General features: G+C 72.6%; 15 protein-coding genes. 12 read left to right on the top strand and 3 right to left on the bottom strand.

What is annotated here, in order from left to right; genetic code table 11:
- Positions 1–66: 66 nt before the first annotated feature.
- Both H4W80_RS50975 and H4W80_RS50970 read right to left on the bottom strand, forming a co-directional pair.
- Positions 67–285 carry a hypothetical protein gene (locus H4W80_RS50975; RefSeq protein WP_192791659.1) on the bottom strand — a complete coding sequence of 73 codons (219 nt, stop codon included), beginning with the start codon at positions 283–285 and terminating at the stop codon, positions 67–69.
- 76 nt (positions 286–361) lie between these two features.
- The gene (locus H4W80_RS50970; RefSeq protein ID WP_192791658.1) at positions 362–940 is read right to left on the bottom strand and encodes a TetR/AcrR family transcriptional regulator; all 579 of its coding nucleotides are present in this window, start codon (positions 938–940) and stop codon (positions 362–364) included.
- Between the two features lie 68 nt (positions 941–1,008).
- On the opposite strand from H4W80_RS50970, the gene H4W80_RS50965 reads away from it, so the two are divergent.
- Positions 1,009–1,500, top strand: coding sequence for an FBP domain-containing protein (locus tag H4W80_RS50965; protein WP_192791657.1), 492 nt, complete (start codon positions 1,009–1,011; stop codon positions 1,498–1,500).
- Here H4W80_RS50965 and H4W80_RS50960 read toward each other — a convergent pair.
- Positions 1,432–2,247: a TetR/AcrR family transcriptional regulator gene (locus H4W80_RS50960; protein WP_192791656.1), complete on the bottom strand. Its 816-nt coding sequence runs from the start codon at positions 2,245–2,247 to the stop codon at positions 1,432–1,434. The genes H4W80_RS50965 and H4W80_RS50960 overlap by 69 nt on opposite strands.
- A 121-nt stretch (positions 2,248–2,368) precedes the next feature.
- Between H4W80_RS50960 and H4W80_RS50955 the strand changes: the two genes are divergently transcribed.
- The 11 genes from H4W80_RS50955 to H4W80_RS50905 all read left to right on the top strand — a co-directional run bounded on the left by H4W80_RS50955 (position 2,369) and on the right by H4W80_RS50905 (position 17,375).
- Positions 2,369–3,262 (top strand): MBL fold metallo-hydrolase, encoded by an 894-nt coding sequence (locus H4W80_RS50955; protein WP_318787451.1) that lies wholly within the window; start codon positions 2,369–2,371, stop codon positions 3,260–3,262.
- 463 nt (positions 3,263–3,725) lie between these two features.
- A complete protein-coding gene (locus H4W80_RS50950; RefSeq protein WP_192791654.1) occupies positions 3,726–5,345 on the top strand; it encodes a phospholipase A2 in 1,620 nt (539 codons plus the stop codon).
- 139 nt (positions 5,346–5,484) lie between these two features.
- On the top strand, positions 5,485–7,527 hold the full coding sequence (locus H4W80_RS50945) for a S8 family serine peptidase (protein WP_318787450.1): 2,043 nt from the start codon (positions 5,485–5,487) through the stop codon (positions 7,525–7,527).
- A 143-nt stretch (positions 7,528–7,670) separates the two neighbouring features.
- Positions 7,671–8,447 carry an SDR family oxidoreductase gene (locus H4W80_RS50940; RefSeq protein WP_192791652.1) on the top strand — a complete coding sequence of 259 codons (777 nt, stop codon included), beginning with the start codon at positions 7,671–7,673 and terminating at the stop codon, positions 8,445–8,447.
- Between the two features lie 46 nt (positions 8,448–8,493).
- Entirely contained in the window at positions 8,494–9,771 is a 1,278-nt protein-coding gene (locus H4W80_RS50935; protein ID WP_192791651.1) for a hypothetical protein, read from the top strand.
- 116 nt (positions 9,772–9,887) lie between these two features.
- Positions 9,888–10,832 (top strand): NmrA family NAD(P)-binding protein, encoded by a 945-nt coding sequence (locus H4W80_RS50930; protein ID WP_192791650.1) that lies wholly within the window; start codon positions 9,888–9,890, stop codon positions 10,830–10,832.
- A 13-nt stretch (positions 10,833–10,845) separates the two neighbouring features.
- Positions 10,846–11,550: a GNAT family N-acetyltransferase gene (locus H4W80_RS50925; RefSeq protein ID WP_192791649.1), complete on the top strand. Its 705-nt coding sequence runs from the start codon at positions 10,846–10,848 to the stop codon at positions 11,548–11,550.
- 80 nt (positions 11,551–11,630) lie between these two features.
- Positions 11,631–12,158, top strand: coding sequence for a PadR family transcriptional regulator (locus H4W80_RS50920; protein ID WP_192791648.1), 528 nt, complete (start codon positions 11,631–11,633; stop codon positions 12,156–12,158).
- Positions 12,155–12,844, top strand: a complete 690-nt coding sequence (locus H4W80_RS50915; protein ID WP_192791647.1) for an ABC transporter ATP-binding protein — start codon at positions 12,155–12,157, stop codon at positions 12,842–12,844. Before H4W80_RS50920 ends, H4W80_RS50915 begins: the two co-directional genes overlap by 4 nt.
- Positions 12,841–15,051, top strand: coding sequence for an FtsX-like permease family protein (locus H4W80_RS50910; protein WP_192791646.1), 2,211 nt, complete (start codon positions 12,841–12,843; stop codon positions 15,049–15,051). The genes H4W80_RS50915 and H4W80_RS50910 overlap by 4 nt, the downstream gene beginning before the upstream one ends.
- An 8-nt stretch (positions 15,052–15,059) precedes the next feature.
- A complete protein-coding gene (locus H4W80_RS50905) occupies positions 15,060–17,375 on the top strand; it encodes a penicillin acylase family protein (protein ID WP_192791645.1) in 2,316 nt (771 codons plus the stop codon).
- Positions 17,376–17,379 lie beyond the last annotated feature (4 nt).

The raw sequence follows: 17,379 nt of genomic DNA, 5'->3' as shown, positions 1-17,379 counted from the left end.
CTTCCAGCCCTCGTCCTGGCCGCCGGGAAGAGGTCGGCGTTCATCGACGCCCGGAGCAGTCGGGTTTCAGGCGTGCCGGTGCACCCGTTCGTACGCGCATCTGGCCGGCCGACGTCCGCGCAGGCGGCGGCGGGCGGTGGCCGGGTCGCAGCAGGGCGGCACGGACACGGGCATGACGGGGGGCGGACGACGACGCCGCCGGGACAGATACCGCCCCACGTTCCGCCGCAGGATGACGGTGCCGGCCAGCACCACCAAGGCGATGAGGAAGGCGCTTTCGGCCACTTTTCTCGCCCTCCTTACGGCGGCTGCTCCTTCGCATGACACTCGGCGCAGGAGCTACATATCCGCCACAGGCTTGCTACAGAGGTTCAGGCTCCGGCCAGTTTCTGAGCAGGACGTCCAGCGCGTCCAGGGCCCTGGACCACGACACGTCCGAGCTGCGCGGGGTGGTGGCGAACCGGCCAGTCGTCTCCAGGGTCACGTATCCGTGGAAAGCGCCGCCCAGCAGCCGGATCGCGTCCGTCTGGTCGGGCTCCGACAGCCCGTAGCCGCGCAGGAGCGCCCGGGCCAGCTCCGCGTGCCGGCCCGCCGCGCGGGTGGCGGCCACCTCCGGGTCGAGTTCGAGCTGCGTCGCGGCGTACCTGCCCGGGTGCTCCTTCGCGTAGTCCCGGTAGGCGTTGGCGAAGGCCACCAGCGCCTCCTTGCCCGCCCGGCCGGCCAGCGCGGCGGCGACCCTGTCGGCGAGCTCCCCCATGGCCAGCTCCCGCACCCTGAACCGCAGGTCCTGCGCGTCCTTGACGTGCGCGTACAGAGCCGCGGGCTTGACCCCGAACCCGCGCGCGAGCGCCGAGACGGTCACGTTCTGGAAGCCGATCTCGTCGGCCAGGTCGGCCGCCGCGCTGGTCAGCCGCTCCGGCGTCACGCCCGCCCGTGCCATGCGCCCACCCTTCTTACACCCTTTAAGTATTTGCATAATACCCTTAAGGAGAGCTAGCCTCGCCGCCCATGAGACCAGTCACCGAGCGGGACATCCGCACATCGTTCATCAACTGCTCCAAGGGTGAGACCCAGCGCCTCAGCCTGCCCAAGGACTACACGCAGAGCCCCTGGGAGGACCTCGACTTCCTCGGGTGGCGAGATCCGGGCGCGCCCGAACGCGCCTACCTGGTGGCCGAACGCGACGGCTCGCTCGTCGGGATCGCGCTCCGGGTGACGTCCGGCGCGTCGCGCGGCTTCACCTCACGCAGCATGTGCTCGCTGTGCCTGACCATGCACACCAGCGGCGGCGTCGCGCTGATGACCGCGCGCCGCACCGGCGAGGCCGGCCGTCAGGGCAACTCGGTCGGGCAGTATCTGTGCACCGACCTCGACTGCTCCCTGTACGTACGCGGCAAGAAGAAGGCCGCGGGCGACGGGGCCATCGACGAGTCACTCAGCCTGCCGGAGAAGGTCGCCCGCACCCGGGCCAACCTGTTCGCCTTCCTGGCCAAGGTGTGACCGGCGGCGGTCGGTGTGCGTGGTGTGGACGGCGGGCCAGCCCTCGGCGGGGGCGGGCTCGTGGCACAGGCCGTTGAGGGTGGCGCGGATGACGCGTTCGGCCTGGAGGTCGAAGGCCCGGGCGTCGTCGACGCGGATCAGGCCGTCGATGAGCAGGACCGCGAGGCCGTGGATGGGCGCCCAGACGACGAACTCGGCCCCCGGACGCGACGCCGCGGGGAGGGCGCCCAGGTCGGCGAGGCGGTCGAGCTCGGCCGTCAGGACGTCGTGCGGGTGGGGCGAGACCCGGGAGTCCGGGCCGGTGGCGCCGGCCCCGAAGACCAGGCGGGCCACGGCGGGGTCCTCGACCGCCCAGCGCAGGTAGCCGTGACCGAGGGCGATCAGGCGCCGGTGGGGGTCGCCGGCTCGGTCGCGGGCACCCGGGTCGGCGTCCTCACCGGCGGCCCGTCCAGAGGCGCCCGGGTCGGCGACCCGTTCGCGGGCGCTCGGGTCGGCGCTCTCGCCGGCGGCTCGGTCGCAGGCGTCTGCCAGGCGGTCGCCGAGGCGGGAGAGGATCCGTTCGGACAGGGCGCGGACGAGCGCGTCGCGCGAGGCGAAGTGGTGATAGGCGGCGCTGGGGCTGACGCCGACCCGGGCGGAGGCCTCGCGTAGCGACCAGCCGTCGGCCCCGCGCTCGCGTACGAGCTCCTCGGCGGCGTCCAGGAGTGCCGCGCGCAGGTCGCCGTGGTGGTAACGCCCCTTAGCCATGAGCCGATCTTAACACCGATCAGATCCGTGTTACGCTGCGCGAAAAGCCATCTCAACACTGTTCAGATTGGAGTGGGTCATGTGCCCCACCGCATCTTCGCCATCCGCCGGACAGAGTGTCGTGCCGGACGTCCGGCAGAGCCCGCCGCCGATCGTGCGGGGCGAGCCGGTCGAGGTGGCCGACGGCGTGTACGTCATCCCTGACGGCCGCGTCGAGCTCGTCCCCAACGTGGGCATCGTCGTGGGCGAGCGGGCCGCGCTGGTGATCGACACCGGCATAGGACCCCGCAACGGCGCCCACGTCCTGGAACAGGCCCGCCTCCTGGCCGGCGACCGGCGCCTGTACCTGACCGTCACCCACTTCCACCCCGAGCACGGCTTCGGCGCGCAGGCCTTCCAGGGCGCCGCGACGATCGTCTACAACGCCGCCCAGCGCGCCGAGCTGCGCCGCAAGGGCGCGGCCTACCTCGACATGTTCAAGGGGCTGAGCCCCGCCGTCGCGGCCGAGCTCCAGGACGTCACCCTCGTCGAGCCCGACCTCGTCTACGACGGCGAGGCGGAGCTCGACCTCGGCGGCCGGACCGCGGTCCTGCGCACCGCCGGTCCGGCGCACACCGCCTCCGACCAGATCGTCCTCGTCGACGACCGCGTCCTCTTCGGCGGCGACCTCTTCGAGACCCGCATCTTCCCGATCACCCCGTACCTGCCGCCCCATGACGTCGATGTCGACGGCTCCCGCTGGATCGACGTCCTCGAACGGCTCATCGCCCTCTCCCCCGAGGTCGTCGTCCCCGGCCACGGCGAGGTGACGGACGCCTCCCTGCTCCACGACGTCCGCGACTACCTCGCCTACGTCCGCGCCGAGGCCGCCCGCCTGCGCGCCGCCGGCGCCTCCGAGGAGGAGACCGCGGCGGCGATCGACCAGGCCGCCCGCGCCCGCTGGACCACCTGGGAACGTCCCGAGTGGATCGGCTTCGCCGCCCGCGCCTTCTTCCACGAGGCCACCGCCTCGTAGCGCCTGAGGGCTGCGGCGACGCCAGGGACGGAGCGGCACCCTCCTCCTGATCGCGATCTTCGGGGCGCCGGCCCATACGCACATCGATTTCAACAAACCCCGACCGCCTCGGGCAATGGCACGACAATCCCCCGCGAGTAATGGTCGGCGGGACCGCCATAAAATCACTACATTATCGCCATATAAATTTCGCAGAGCATCATCCGATCTTCATCAGAGACCTGATAAGGGCGTCGTAAATTTGCCAGAAAGGCCAGCTTGACCTGGGCCTACGCGAGCGCCAGCGGTGTCCGGAAATGCGCGTTCGTCGAACGCGTCACCGCTACGGAAGGGCGCGGAAGGTGCTACTCCGAACGCGATTTGAGCACCGATCCGAATGGCTGTCCAGACCCTTGTGGAGTGAATTCAGATCATCTACTGTCCAGGTGATCAAATCACTCGCCCGCGCACTCGGGAGGCCCAATTGCGCCGATTAACGACCGCCGTCGCCCTTTCGACGGTGCTGATCCCCTTCCTCTCTCCCGAGGCCTCCGCTTCCGTCGTCGCCGAGCCGCCCCCGGCCGAGGTTCAGGAGGTCGGCCCCGGTCAGTACTTCGCCGACTCCTCGACCTTCAAGATCGCCGAATCGGACGTGTCCTTCGCCGCGATCGGCCGCCGGCACGGCGTGGCCGCCGCCAACGGTGATCTGGCTCGACCGCAGTCGGCCCCCGCCACCCGCCCCGAGCTGGCCGTCTTCGGGCCGGGCTGGCAGGGGGAGTTCCTCGGCGGGGCGATCAACCGGAAGCTGGAGGTCCAGAACGGCGCCGTCGTCGTCACGGACCTGGAAGAAGGGGGTTCGGCCCGCTACGACCTGAAGAGCAGCGTCTCGCTGCCGGGCGGCGGCGGCATCAACACCTACGAGGACGCCACCGGCGCCAAGCTCACCGAGACGACCAAGTGGGACGCGACCACCGGGGCGATGCGTACCACGATGTCCGAGGCGATCGCGGTGGACCCGGCCGCCCAGGACGCCGGTGACGACACCTTCACCGACTCCAGCGGCAACCCCGTCAGCGCGGCCGACCTCAAGTTCACCTACACCTGGGCGCAGCCGGCGGGCCTGCCGAGCACCGACACCTGGCGCGTGACCAGCGTCGGCACCACCGCGTACGGCAAGTCGACGGTCGGTTACGACACCCAGGGCCGCGTCAGCACCATCAAGGAACCGGCCGGGGCCGAAGCCCCCGAGACCACTCTCGCGTTCACCTACGCCACGTCGACCACGGCCGGCACCTCCTCGCTCGGCGACTTCGCGGGCCGGCTCAAGGAGATCACGGTCACCCTCGGCACCGAGGCGCCGCAGACGGCGGCCCACTACGCGTACGACCTGTCCGGCCTGCTGCGCACGGTGACCGATCTCAGCGACGGCACCACCCAGGCGACCTACGCCTATGACGAGATCGGCCGCCTGACGTCGATCGACTCGCGCAGCAACGGCGCATGGCAGCTGAGCTTCCCGGCGGGCAGCGCGGTCCCCCAGGTGACCTCCACCGACGCCGACCGGCCGGCCGCCGACACGCCGATCGAGGGCTCGGGCGGGATCCCCAGCCCCGTGACCCCGGAGCCGCCGCCGGGCGACTTCACCCCGGGCGGCATCGACGGCACGCAGGCCTATCCGAAGTACTGCCCCACGGCCAAGGACTGGATGTGGTGGACCAAGATCGGCTGCCTCGCCTACGCCGCGCACTACGGCTGGCACAGCCCGAGCTGGAAGCGGACCGCCAGCGGCTTCAAGGTCATGGGCATCAACCACGACCACTGCACGCAGGCTCCGGACCGCCCCAGCGGCTTCGACTACCGGCCGGCCTGTGACTCGCACGACTACGGGTACGGGCTGATCGGCAACACGTACAAGAAGTACAAGTACTACCTCGACCGCAGCCGCAAGGCCGACGTGGACAACAGGTTCTACATCACGCTGCGCGACAAGGTGTGCGGCGGCTACTTCATCCTGGTGCGCGGCGCCTGCAGGCGGATCGCCCTCGTCTATTGGGCCGCCGTCCGGGTCAAGGGCAACCCCAAGAACGGCGCGAACGCGACGTAACCACCCGCTGTGACCCCACGGGCCGGACGGCGGGATCGATCCGCCGTCCGGCCACCCCCTCATGTCGGCGTCGTCACCATGGAACTCTTCACGTAAGGCGCGATATGTCATGAAATTTCGAGTCTTATCTTGCGTCATCGTGGCATTGGCGGCCACGGCGCTCGTGAGCGCGCCGGCCCACGCGGCCTCGGCGACTCTGAAACAGCAGGCCACCCAGCAGACCACCCAGCAGACCACTGCGGCGGCGCCGACGGTGGAGCCCGAGCTGCGCACCAAGCTGGCCGCCGGCGGCAAACTCCGCGTGAACGTGGTCACCAAGTCCCGGACCGACCTGCCCGACGCCGCGAGCAACGGCCAGGTCCTGCAGACCTCCTCCCGCTTCCCCCTGGTCACCCTGCGCGTGGACGCGGCGGCCGTGGACCGGCTGTCCAAGCTCCCCAACGTGGTCAGCGTCACCGAGGACAAGCCCGTACCCCCGGTGCTGGCCCAGAGCATCCCCCTGATCGGCGGGGACCGCACCCGCGCCGCGGGCATGACCGGCGCCGGCAGCGTCGTCGCCGTCCTGGACACCGGCGTCGCCGTCAACCACCCCTTCCTGGGCAGCCGCGTCCTCGACGAGGCCTGCTTCTCCCCCGTCGACGCCGACTACTCGGCCACCAGCCTGTGCCCCGACGGCAACGCCGAGCAGGAAGGGCCCGGCGCGGCCGACACCGACACCGGCCCCTGCGCCGACGCCGCCCTCGACTGCGACCACGGCACCCACGTGGCCGGCATCGCCATCGGCAACGGCCAGAACGTCACCGGAGCCCCGCCCGCCGGCGTCGCCCCCGGCGCCGAACTCGTCGCCATCCAGGTCTTCAGCAAGTTCACCTCCGAGGACTTCTGCGGCGCCGGCGCGGCCCCGTGCGTGCTCAGTTTCACCAGCGCCCAGATCGCCGGCCTGGAGAAGGTCCTGGAACTGCAGGAGGGCGGCACCCCCATCGTGGCCGCCAACCTCAGCCTCGGCAGCGGCCGCTACACCGCCGCCTGCGACACCGACCCCCGCAAACCCGCCATCGACGCCCTCCTGGCGGCCGGCGTGGCCACCGTCATCGCCTCCGGCAACAACGGCTACGGCGACGGCATCAGCGCGCCGGCCTGCGTCTCCTCGGCCGTCGCCGTCGGCAGCACCACCGACACGGACACCCCGTCCACGTTCAGCAACCGGGGTGCCCTGCTGGACCTGTTCGCCCCGGGCACCGACATCGTCTCCTCCATCCCCGGCAACAAGTACGCCTCCATGAGCGGCACCTCCATGGCCGCCCCGCACGTCACCGGCGCCCTGGCCGTGATGCGCCAGGCCCAGCCCACCACCGCCGTCTCGCAGCTGGTGACCGCCCTGAAGAGCACCGGCAAGGTCATCGCCTACACCGGCGCCACCACCCCCCGCATCCAGCTCGACACCGCCGTCCTCGGCAGCACCAACCCCACCCCGGACCCCGACGCGGACCCCTGGCCGCTGCCCAACTACACCAACGGCACCGACTACGCCATCCCCGACCACGGCTACGTGGAGTCGAAGATCGTGGTCAACGACCTCATCGGCAGCGCACCCGCCAACATCGAGGTCTACATCGACATCCACCACACCTGGCGCGGCGAGGTGAAGGCCGACCTGATCGCCCCGGACGGGAAGGTCTACCCGCTGCGGGCGCCCGCCCCCAACGACAGCGCCGACATCATCCACGAGACCTATCACGTCAACGCCAGCGCCTCCCCGGTGAAGGGCACCTGGAAGCTGCGCGCCCAGGACGTCGAATGGCTCGACACCGGCTACATCGACAGCTGGACCATCCGGCTGCCCTGCTTCGGCGCCTGGGACGACGTGCCCATCCCCGACCCCGGCAGCGCGGAGTCCCGGATCGTGGTCGGCTGGCTCCCCGGCAACGCCCCCTCCAACGTGACCGTCTACGTCGAGATCAACCACACCTGGCGCGGCGACCTCAAGCTCGACCTGGTCGCCCCGGACGGCAAGGTCTACCCGCTACGGGCCCCGGCGCCCAAGGACGACGCCGACGTCCTGAACGAGACCTATCACGTCAACGCCGGCACCTCACCGGCCAGCGGCAGCTGGAAACTCCGGGTCGAAGACGTCACCTCCGGCGACAAGGGCTACATCAACGGATGGACGCTCACCCAGTGAGGGAACGCGGCGGCTCCCCGAGCCGCCGCGTGCAGCCCCCCGGTGGGGACGTGGCCGGGCACCCAGCCGGGGGCCGCCGCCCGGCGATGGCGCTGAGGGCCCGGCTCGCACGGCCTTGAGCAAACGCTTGGTAGAGTCAGGGCGTGCTGCTCGATGGCAAGGTCGCGGTCGTCACCGGGGCGGGCCCGGGGCTGGGGCGGACCCTGGCGCGCCTGCTGGGCGAGGAGGGCGCCAGGGTGGTCGTGGCCGCCCGCACCGCGGCCACCGTCGAGCGGATCGCCGCCGAGGTGCCGGGCGCGCTGGCCGTGCCCGCCGACGTGACCAGGACGAGGGACGTACGGCGGCTCGCCGGCACCGTGATCGACCGGTTCGGCCGGGTGGACGTGCTGGTCAACGCCGCCTTCCCCGGGTCGCACCGCAGGAACGTGCTCGACATGTCCGACGGCGACCTCGAGACCTGGCGCGCGGCCGTCGAGACGGGCGGCTACGGCACCCTGCTGGCCTGCAGGTTCATCGCGCCGCACATGGTGGCCCAGGGCTCCGGCTCGATCGTCAACCTCACCTCCATGTCCTCCCGCCAGGGCTACGCGGGGCGCAGCGACTACGCCGCCGGCAAGGCCGCCGCGCACCTGCTGTCCCACTGCCTCGCCGACGAGCTCGGCCCGTACGGGGTGCGGGTCAACTGCGTCGCCCCCGGCTGGATCGCCGGCGACGTGCTCGACGACTGGATGCGCACGCGGGCCGCGGCGGAAGGCGTGACGTTCGAGGAGATCCTCGCCCGCGACGTCTCGGCGATGGCGCTGCGCCGCGTCGCCACCGAGGAGGACGTGGCCCGCGCCGTCCTCTACCTCGCCTCCGACCACGCCAAGGCCATCACCGGCGCCACCATCGACGTCAACGGCGGCCAGCTGTTCACGTGAGAACGCGATCTTGTCTGTGGCCCCGGAAGTGATCACACTACGGTGCATGACCACCCCTTTGACCTGGCTCGTACGGATAGGTGCCGCGTGCGTCCTGGCCGCACCGGCGCTGTGGCCCGGCGCCGCGTCGGCCCTGGCGACGGCCACGGCGCCGCTCCAACCTCTCAGCTTGACGGGCCTCGACCTGCGCGCGAGGTCCGACCCGTACACCGTGCCGCTCACGGCGGAGTACGAGCAGGTGGGCATCGGCGGGGCACTCAGCGGAACCGACCGCGTCGCGCTGCCCGGCAACGAGGACCCCGCCTGCGCCGCCCGGGCGGCCTACCTGCCGCGGGTGCCGGTCCGCTCCTGGTTCTGCTGGAACGCCGCCGCCCAGGGCGACAAGGAGGACCTCCCGCACTCCCCCTGGGTGCCGCAGGGGCTGGCCACCTCGGGCGAGGCCCAGCTCGGCGGCACCCCGATCGGCAGTGACCACCGGGCGCTCATCACCAGCTGGGTCTGGCTCAACTCCCCCGACCCGGACAACCCCGACTACCGCTACAACTCCGTGAACCTGTCGGTGGTCGACCTCGACGACCGCCGCTACCGCAACGTCCTGCCCGTCTGGGTCGACAGCCAGGGGAAACTGCGGCGCGTCTACGGCCACGGCGGCGGCCTGGCCTGGTACGGCCCCTACCTGTTCATGACCTCCAGCACCAACTGGAACGGCTACTCCGGCCCCGACTCCACGTACAACACCATCCGGGTGTTCGACACCCGCAAGATCTACCGCAAGCGGGACGGAAGCGGCGGCGACTACAAGTACGTCATCCCCGAGGTGCGCCACTACATCACCCCGATCCGCCTGGACTACGTCTCCCTCGACCGCCACAGCTCCGGCGGCGCCAGCCTGATCACCGGCACCTACAAGGCCTCCAGCGGCTCCACCGGCTCCCCGGCCGGCACCAAACTGGTCCGCTACCGGTTCCAGCCGCCCCCGGACGGCGACTACCGGCTCGTCAACGCGCCCGTGCAGGCCTGGGTGTCCACCGTCCCGGCCGACCCCGCCGACGCCATCAGCGACGTGCAGGGCGTCCAGTCCGACGGCGACCTCCTCTACCTCAACATGGCGGCCGGCTCGCACCCCGGCCCCGACCCGAGGAGACGCTTCGCCACGGTGAACGTCGCCGGCACGCCCCGGACGATCAGCGCCCACACGAGCTGGGCGTACCGGCCCGAGGACCTGTCCCAGTGGTACGCCACCGGCGAGCTGTGGGGGCTCACCGAGGGCGAGGAGGAACGGGTCGTCTTCTCCGTCGCCATCGCCGACGTCGATCCCTCCTGAGCTCAGCACCACTGGCGAAATCTTGATGGTCCCGGATTAACGACATCGCCATTCGCCGGGCGTCCCGGTGGAGGAGCCGTCGCGAGTCTGCTGGGGTGGGGTCCGGGAGGTGACCGATGCCCCAGGACAGGCCGATTCTCGTCACGGGCGCCGCCGGCAGCGTCGGAGCGGTCGGCCGGACCGTCGTGGAGACGCTGCGGCGGCAGGGGCTCCCGGTCCGGGCGCTGGTCCATCGCGAGGACGAGCGCGCCGAGGCGCTGCGGGCCACGGGCGCCGAGGTCGTCGTCGCCGACATGACGCGCGCCGCCGACGTGGTGCCCGCCCTGAGCGGCGTCGGCCGGGTGTTCTTCAGCATGAGCGTCTCGCCGTCGTACCTGGAGGCCGCGGTCACCATGGCGACCGTGGCCCGCCGGACCACCGGCATCGGGGCGTTCGTCAACCTCTCGCAGATGACCGTCTCCGGGATGACGACCACGAGCACGGAGGAGTCACGCCAGCAGCGCCTGCACTGGCTCGCCGAACAGGCGCTCACCTGGTCCGGGCTGCCGCTGGTCGTCGTCCGGCCCACGGTCTTCCTCGAACACCCCTTCTTCACCCTCTTCGCCGCCGCCTCCATAGCCGAGCGGGACGAGATCCGCCTGCCGTTCGGGGGCGCGCGGACCTCTCCGGTCGCGGCGGGCGACGTGGCGGAGGTCGTCGCGACCGTCCTGGCCGCCCCGTCGCCGCACGTCGGGAAGGTGTACGAGCTCACCGGCCCGCGCTCGCAGGACATGAACGCCATAGCTGCGGAGTACTCCGAGGCCCTCGGGCGGCGCATCACGTACGTGGACATGCCGCTGAAGGAGTGGATCGAGCGGGACCTCCGCAGGGCGAAGCTGCCCGACCACCTGGCCGAGCACATCACCACCATGGCGCGGCTGCACGCGCGGGGCCGCTACGCCCGCCTGACCCACGACGTCGAGACCGTCACCGGCCGTCCGGCGACCAGCGTCAAGAGCTTCGTCGCCGGCCACGCGGCGCTCTTCGGCGGCACCCGAGTTGGCCCCGAGGGCCCGCGGTAGCGATCATCGGAGGATGCCGAGGAGTGCGCTGGACCGGGCGCGTGACCTGTGGGCGGCCCTGGCAGGCACGCCCGTCACGTTTCCCGCGAGCGGGGACGTGAAGGTCGTGGTGTCGCCCGGGTCGTCGTTGTGCCCGCCGGGATGGACGGGCGCCGTCGCGCTGGGCGGGGCGATCCTGGTCACCGTGCCCAGCGCCGGCCTGGCCGGGCCGGTGCGGAACGCCCTGCCGGGCCTCGGCGACGCCGGCCTGGCCCGGCTCCCGGCGCGCCTGCCGGTCCTGGACGTCCTGGGCCCGGCGACGCTGGCCTACCTCGACGCCGGTGACTTCGTCGCAGCCCCGCCCGTCGCCGAGGTCGAACGCCTGCCGGCCGATCACCCGGCGATCCGGGCCCTGCTGGCCTCGGTGCCGGAGGAGGAGGCGGACGAGTCCGGCCTGGCGGAGATCGCCTCGGCCGCGTACGCCGTCCGCGAGGGCGGGGACGTCATCGCCGCCGCCGGCTTCCGCCCCTGGCTGGACACGGCCGCGCACGTGAGCGTGCTGACCGCGCCGCCGTGCCGCGGCCGGGGGCTGGCCCGCCTGGCGGCCTCCGCGGCGGTCGCCGACGCGCTGGCGATCGGGCTGCTGCCGCAGTGGCGGGCACGTCCGGAGCCGTCGCGGCGCGTCGCCCGCGCGCTCGGATTCCGGGAGCACGGCGCGCAGATCAGCATCCGGCTCTAGAACCGGCGGCGGGGCCGACTATCCGGCGGGCTCGGGCATTTATACCTCGCGGATATACCCTCAGAGTATAGTCTCCGGGCATGAGCGTTCCCCTTGCGCTGCTCGGCCTCCTGGAGCGGGAGCCGAGCCATGGTTACGACCTGAAACGCGACTACGACACCTACTTCGGCGGGGGCAAGTCCCTGCCGTTCGGCCAGGTGTACTCCACGCTCGCCCGCCTGGCCAGGGACGGCAAGATCGCCGCCGGGCAGAGCGAGCCGGGCGACGGCCCGGACCGCAAGCGCTATGCCATCACCCCGGTCGGCCGGAGCGAGGTCGAGAGGTGGCTGGCCGAGCCGGTCGCGGCCGAGCCGTACCTGCAGACGGTGCTGTTCACGAAGGTCGTGCTGGCGCTGATGCTGGGCCGCGACGCGGCGGGCTACCTCGACGCCCAGCGGGCCACGCATCTGCGGCGCATGCGGGAGCTGTCGGAGGTCAAGCGCGGCGGCGCGCTGATCGACACGCTCCTCGCCGACCATGCCCTGTTCCGGCTGGAGGCCGACCTGCGCTGGATCGACGTCACCCAGGCCAGGCTGGGGGCGCTGGCGGAAACGGTGCGCGAACGATGATCGTCAACGCGCTGCTGCGGGCCGAGGGCATCAGCCGCTCCTTCGGCAGCACGCCCGCGCTGCGGGAGGCCGGCCTGTCGGTGGCCGCGGGCGAGGTCCTGGCCATCATGGGGCCCAGCGGTTCCGGCAAGTCGACGCTGCTGCACTGCCTGGCGGGGATCTTCACCCCGGACACCGGCGAGGTCTGGTTCGACGGGCGGCGGCTCGACACGCTGGACGACGGCCGCCGCAGCGAGCTGCGGCGCACCGCCTTCGGGTTCGTCTTCCAGTTCGGCCAGCTCGTGCCCGAGCTGACGGTGGCCGACAACGTGGCGCTGCCGCTGCTGCTCGGCCGTACCCGGCGCAAGCAGGCATACGCGCGGGCCGCGTCCTGGCTGGAGCGGCTGGAGCTGGCCGGGCTGGGTGGCCGGCGTACCGGGGAGCTGTCGGGCGGGCAGGCGCAGCGGGTGGCCATCGCGCGGGCGCTGGTGACGGGGCCGCGTGTCGTCTTCGCCGACGAGCCGACCGGCGCGCTCGACTCGCTCACGGGCGAGCACGTGATGGACCTGCTGGTCGGCCTGGCCCGCGAGGAGGGCGCCACCGTGATCGTGGTGACGCACGACGCCCGGGTGGCCGCCTGCGCCGACCGCGAGGTCGTGGTGCGCGACGGCAAGGTGACCGACCCGTACGCCGGGGTCCTGCGGTGATCCTGCTGGGACTGCGGCTGTCGCTGCGCAGCGGCAGGGAGACGGCGGCCCGGCTGGCGCTGATCGTGGCCGGGGTGGCGGCCGGCGTCGGGGTGCTGCTGGCGACGTTGTCGCTGTTCAACGCCTTCCAGGCCACCGGCGAGCGGCCCTGCTGGGAGTGCACGCGCGGCACCGCGCCCAGCGGCTGGGCCCTGGGCGCCACCGGCGGCGCCCTGTGGAACCTGCGCGAGGACTTCTACGCGGGCCGGACCATCACCAGGCTCGACGCCGCCGCGCTCGGCGACCGGGCGCCGGTCATCCCCGGCCTGTCCCGCATGCCCGGCCCCGGCCAGTACTACGCCTCGCCCGCGCTGGCCGGGCTGCTGGACTCGGCGCCGCGCGAGCAACTCGCCGCCCGCTTCCCCGGGACGCGGGCGGGCCTGATCGGCCGGGCCGCGCTGTCCGGGCCCGACGAGCTGGTCATCGTGGTGGGCGGAACGCCGCAGCAGGTCGCCGCCATGACCGGCACCCGGCAGGTCGACACGGTCGCGACCGAGCCGGCGGTCGACCAGAGCGCGGACGTCTACCGGTTCGGGTTCGGCATCGCCGCCGTCGGGCTGATCGTCCCGGTGCTGGTGCTGGTGGGCACTGCCACCCGGCTGGCCGCCGCCCGCCGCGAGACGCGCTTCGCGGCGATCCGGCTGGTCGGCGCCACCTCCCGGCAGATCAACATCCTGGCCGCGGTGGACGCCGCGCTGGGCGCGCTGCTCGGCGCGCTGGCCGGCGTCGTGCTCTTCCAGCTGGTACGGCCGGCCGTGGCCGGGATCCGGATCACCGGTTCGCGCTTCTTCCCCGAGCTGGCCGTCCCGAGCCCCTGGCAGTACGCGGCCGTGATCGCCTGCGTGCCCCTCGTCGCGGCGGGCGCCGCCCTGTGGTCGCTGCGCCGGGTGCGGATCTCGCCGCTCGGCGTGGCCAGGAAGTCCGCCCCGCCGCCACCGAGGGCGTGGCGGGTGATCCCGCTGCTCGCCGGGCTGGGGCTGTTCGCGGGCCCGGCGTTCAAGGACGGCAAACCCGACACCCTGCTGGCCAACGCGGGGATCGCGCTCGTCATGGTGGGGCTCGTGCTGGCCGGGCCGTGGCTGACGATGCTCGGCGCGCGCCTGGCCGCCCGGCTGACCCGTGGCGCGGCGACGCTGCTGGCCGCCCAGCGCCTGGCCGCCGACCCGAAGACCGCGTTCAGGTCGGTGAGCGGGCTGGTGCTGGCGGTGTTCATCGGTACGGCGATCGCGGCCGTCGTGCCCACGGTGGTCGCGGGCCAGCGGGCCGTGGCCGGCGGCACGCTCAACGACGTGCTGGGCGCCACGCTCTGGCGGCCGGGCATCGCGAGCCTGTCGCCGCGGGCGGCGGCGGACCTGCTCGCCCAGGTCCGTGCCCGGCCCGGCGTGGACGTGCTGCCGATCTACGCCAGGGCGGATCTGGAGAGCCTGCGCCCGCCGCCCGACGGCTCGCCGCCCGCGACCTCCGTCGTCGAGTGCTCCGACCTGGCCCATTTCCCCATGCTCGGCCGGTGCCCCGAGGGCGCGCGGGCCGTGCTGGGCCGGTTCGACCGCGTCGTCGGCGCCGACAACCCCCTCACCGTCGACAAGCTCCTCCCGCTGGCCGGACCGGCCAGCGAGGCCGCCTCCGCCGACGGGCTCGATCTGATGGCCGTCATGATCCGTACGGGCGACGGGGCCACGCTGGAGCGGCTGCGTACCCTGGTGGCCGGCCACTCCGCGCAAGCGCCGATGACCTTCGCCGAGATCGCCCAGGTCAGGGCCGACCTCTACACCCGCGCGGAGAGCATCGCGCTGGCCATGGTCGCGCTCACCCTGGTCGCGGGCGGCTGCAGCCTCGTGGTGGCGGTCGGCGGCGGCCTGGTGGAGCGCAGGCAGCCGTTCACGCTGCTGCGGCTGGCCGGCACGCCCGCGCGGACCCTGGCCACGGTGGTGCTGCTGGAGTCGGCGCTGCCGCTCGTCCTGGCCGCCGTGCTCGCCGCCGGCGCCGGCTTCGCCGTGGCCGAGCCGGCCATCGGCCAGCTCGCGATGAAGGGCGCCTCGCCGGCGATGCCCGGGCCCGTCTACTTCGCCTGCCTCGGCGGCGGCCTGGCCGCCTCCCTCCTGGTGATCCTCACCGCCCTCCCGCTGCTCAGACGCATGACCGCGCCCGACAACGCGCGTTTCGAATAGGAGTTGCGATGAAGCTGAGATCGGCCGCGCTGATCGCGCCGGCCCTGGTCGCCGCCGTCCTGGTGGTGGCGCGCACCGACGCGCCGGCCCTGGCGGACGACGGCCGCTACTCGGCCGAGATCCGGCGCACCGAGTACGGCATCCCCCACATCTCCGCCAAGGACTACGGCGGACTCGGATTCGGGTACGGCTACGCCTTCGCCCAGGACAACCTCTGCGTGCTGGCCTCCTGGGTGGTGACGCTGCGGGGCGAGCGGTCCCGCTACTTCGGCCCGCAGGCGAAGTCCGACGACCCGGTCCGCCCGGTCGCCAACCTGGTCAGCGACGTCTACTACAAGAGCGTCGCCGACTCCGGCGTGGTGCCCCGGCTGCTGGCCCGGCGATCGCCGCTGGGCCCGAGCGAGGAGCTGCGCCGGCTCGTGGACGGCTACGTCGCCGGGTACAACCGCTATCTGGAGCGGACCGGCGTGGCGAACCTGCCGGATCCCACCTGCCGGGGCAAGGCCTGGGTCGGCCCCATCACCGCGACCGACATGTGGAACAACCTGCTCGACCTCAGCCGGATGGTCGGCATCGCCGGGATGAAGGAGTACGTCGTCGGGAAGGCCGAGGCCGAGTCCGAATCAGAGGGGCCGGAGCGCAGGCCCGCCGCGGGCAGCAACGCCTGGGCGCTCGGCCGCCGGGCGACCCGCGACGGCCACGGCATGGTGCTGGCCGACCCGCACTTCCCCTGGAACGGGATCCGCCGCTTCTACCAGGTGCAGCTGACCATCCCCGGCGTGCTCGACGTCTCCGGCGGCAGCCTGTACGGCACGCCCGTCGTCCAGATCGGTCACAACGCGACCATGGCCTGGACCCACACGGTCTCCCACGCCCAGCGCTTCACCCTCTACCGGCTCGACCTCGCGGACCGCGCCAGCTATCGGGTGGACGGCCGGACCGAGCCGATGGGCCGCCAGGAGGTGCAGGTCACCCTGCAGGACGGCACCGTCGTGGACCACACGCTCTACACCTCGCGCTACGGCCCGGTGCTGGCCGCCGGGCAGAGCGGCAAGGTCGCCTACGCGCTGGCCGACGCCAACGCCGACAACCTGCGCGCGGCCGACGAGTGGCTGGCGATGGGCAGGGCGCGGAACCTCACCCAGCTGCGCGCCGCCCAGAGCACCTACCAGGGCATGCCGTTCGTCCACACGCTCGCCACCGACGTCGGCGGGAGCGCCTACTTCGCCGACACCTCGATGGTCCCCCATGTCACCGACGCCCAGGCTGAGCGGTGCGGCAAGCCCTCCCCCATCCCGGGCCTGGAGGAGTACGTCCTGGACGGCTCGACCTCCGCCTGCCTGTGGGGCGAGGACCGCGACGCCGTCGTGCCCGGCATATTCGGGCCGGGCGGCCGGCCGAGGCTGACCCGCGCCGACTACGTGGCCAACTCCAACAACACCTTCTGGATGACGAACCCGTCGGCGCCGCTGACCGGCTATCCGCTCGCGTTCGGCAAGGCGCGTACCGAGCTGGAGCCGCGCCCCCGCGTCAGCCTGGACATGATCGCCCAGCGGCTGTCCGGCTCCGACGGGCTCGGCGCCCCCGGCTTCACCCTGGAGACGCTGCAGGCCACCGTGCAGGGCAAGCGCAACCACACCTTCGAGCTCATGCGCCCGGACCTGCCGAAGCTGTGCCGTGACAGCACCCTGACCGCGTCCGGCGGCAAGCGGGTGGACGTGCGCGAGGCCTGCCGGACGCTGCTCAAGTGGAACGGGCGGGCCACCCTGGACGGCCAGGGGGCCATCCTGTGGCGCGAGTTCTTCGAGCGGCTGGGGCGGCCCACCGAGCCGGGAGAGCCCGTCTTCAGCCCGTGGCGGGTGCCGTTCGATCCCGCGCGCCCGCTGGCCACCCCCCGGGGTCTCAAGAGCGACGACCCGGTGGTGCGGCTGGCCCTGGCCGACGCCGTGGCCGCCTTCCGGGCCGGCGACCTCCCTCTGACGCTCACCCCGGGCCAGGCGCAGCGCTACCACTCGGTCCCGATCCCCGGCTGCACCGAAGGGGAGGGCTGTTTCGACAGGGTACGCATGCGCGGCATCCTCGGCACGGACGGGCGCTACCCGGAGGTGGACACCGGCTCGACCTTCATGATGGCCGTCGAGCTCACCCCCGCCGGGCCGCGTACGCGGACCATCCTCACCTATTCGCTCTCGGCCGACCCCAGCTCGCCGCACCACACCGACCAGACGGTCCTGTTCTCGCGCGGCCAGTGGGTCACCGAGCGTTTCACCGAGGCCGAGATCGCCGCCGACCCGAAGCTGAGGACGTCCACCGTGAGCGGGTGATCCG

The sequence above is a fragment of the Nonomuraea angiospora genome (assembly GCF_014873145.1).
Taxonomy (GTDB): Bacteria; Actinomycetota; Actinomycetes; order Streptosporangiales; family Streptosporangiaceae; genus Nonomuraea; species Nonomuraea angiospora.
The sequence above is the reverse complement of the archived record's forward strand: the minus strand, read 5'-3'. Positions and strand labels throughout refer to the sequence as shown.

Excerpts from the sequence above, each read along its gene's own strand:
- H4W80_RS50915 (WP_192791647.1), top strand. The coding sequence starts at position 12,155 with ATGATCGTCAACGCGCTGCTGCGGGCCGAGGGCATCAGCCGCTCCTTC.
- H4W80_RS50930 (WP_192791650.1), top strand. The coding sequence starts at position 9,888 with ATGCCCCAGGACAGGCCGATTCTCGTCACGGGCGCCGCCGGCAGCGTC.
- H4W80_RS50935 (WP_192791651.1), top strand. The coding sequence starts at position 8,494 with ATGACCACCCCTTTGACCTGGCTCGTACGGATAGGTGCCGCGTGCGTC.
- H4W80_RS50925 (WP_192791649.1), top strand. The coding sequence starts at position 10,846 with ATGCCGAGGAGTGCGCTGGACCGGGCGCGTGACCTGTGGGCGGCCCTG.
- H4W80_RS50970 (WP_192791658.1), bottom strand. The coding sequence starts at position 940 with ATGGCACGGGCGGGCGTGACGCCGGAGCGGCTGACCAGCGCGGCGGCC.
- H4W80_RS50905 (WP_192791645.1), top strand. The coding sequence starts at position 15,060 with ATGAAGCTGAGATCGGCCGCGCTGATCGCGCCGGCCCTGGTCGCCGCC.
- H4W80_RS50920 (WP_192791648.1), top strand. The coding sequence starts at position 11,631 with ATGAGCGTTCCCCTTGCGCTGCTCGGCCTCCTGGAGCGGGAGCCGAGC.
- H4W80_RS50960 (WP_192791656.1), bottom strand. The coding sequence starts at position 2,247 with ATGGCTAAGGGGCGTTACCACCACGGCGACCTGCGCGCGGCACTCCTG.
- H4W80_RS50965 (WP_192791657.1), top strand. The coding sequence starts at position 1,009 with ATGAGACCAGTCACCGAGCGGGACATCCGCACATCGTTCATCAACTGC.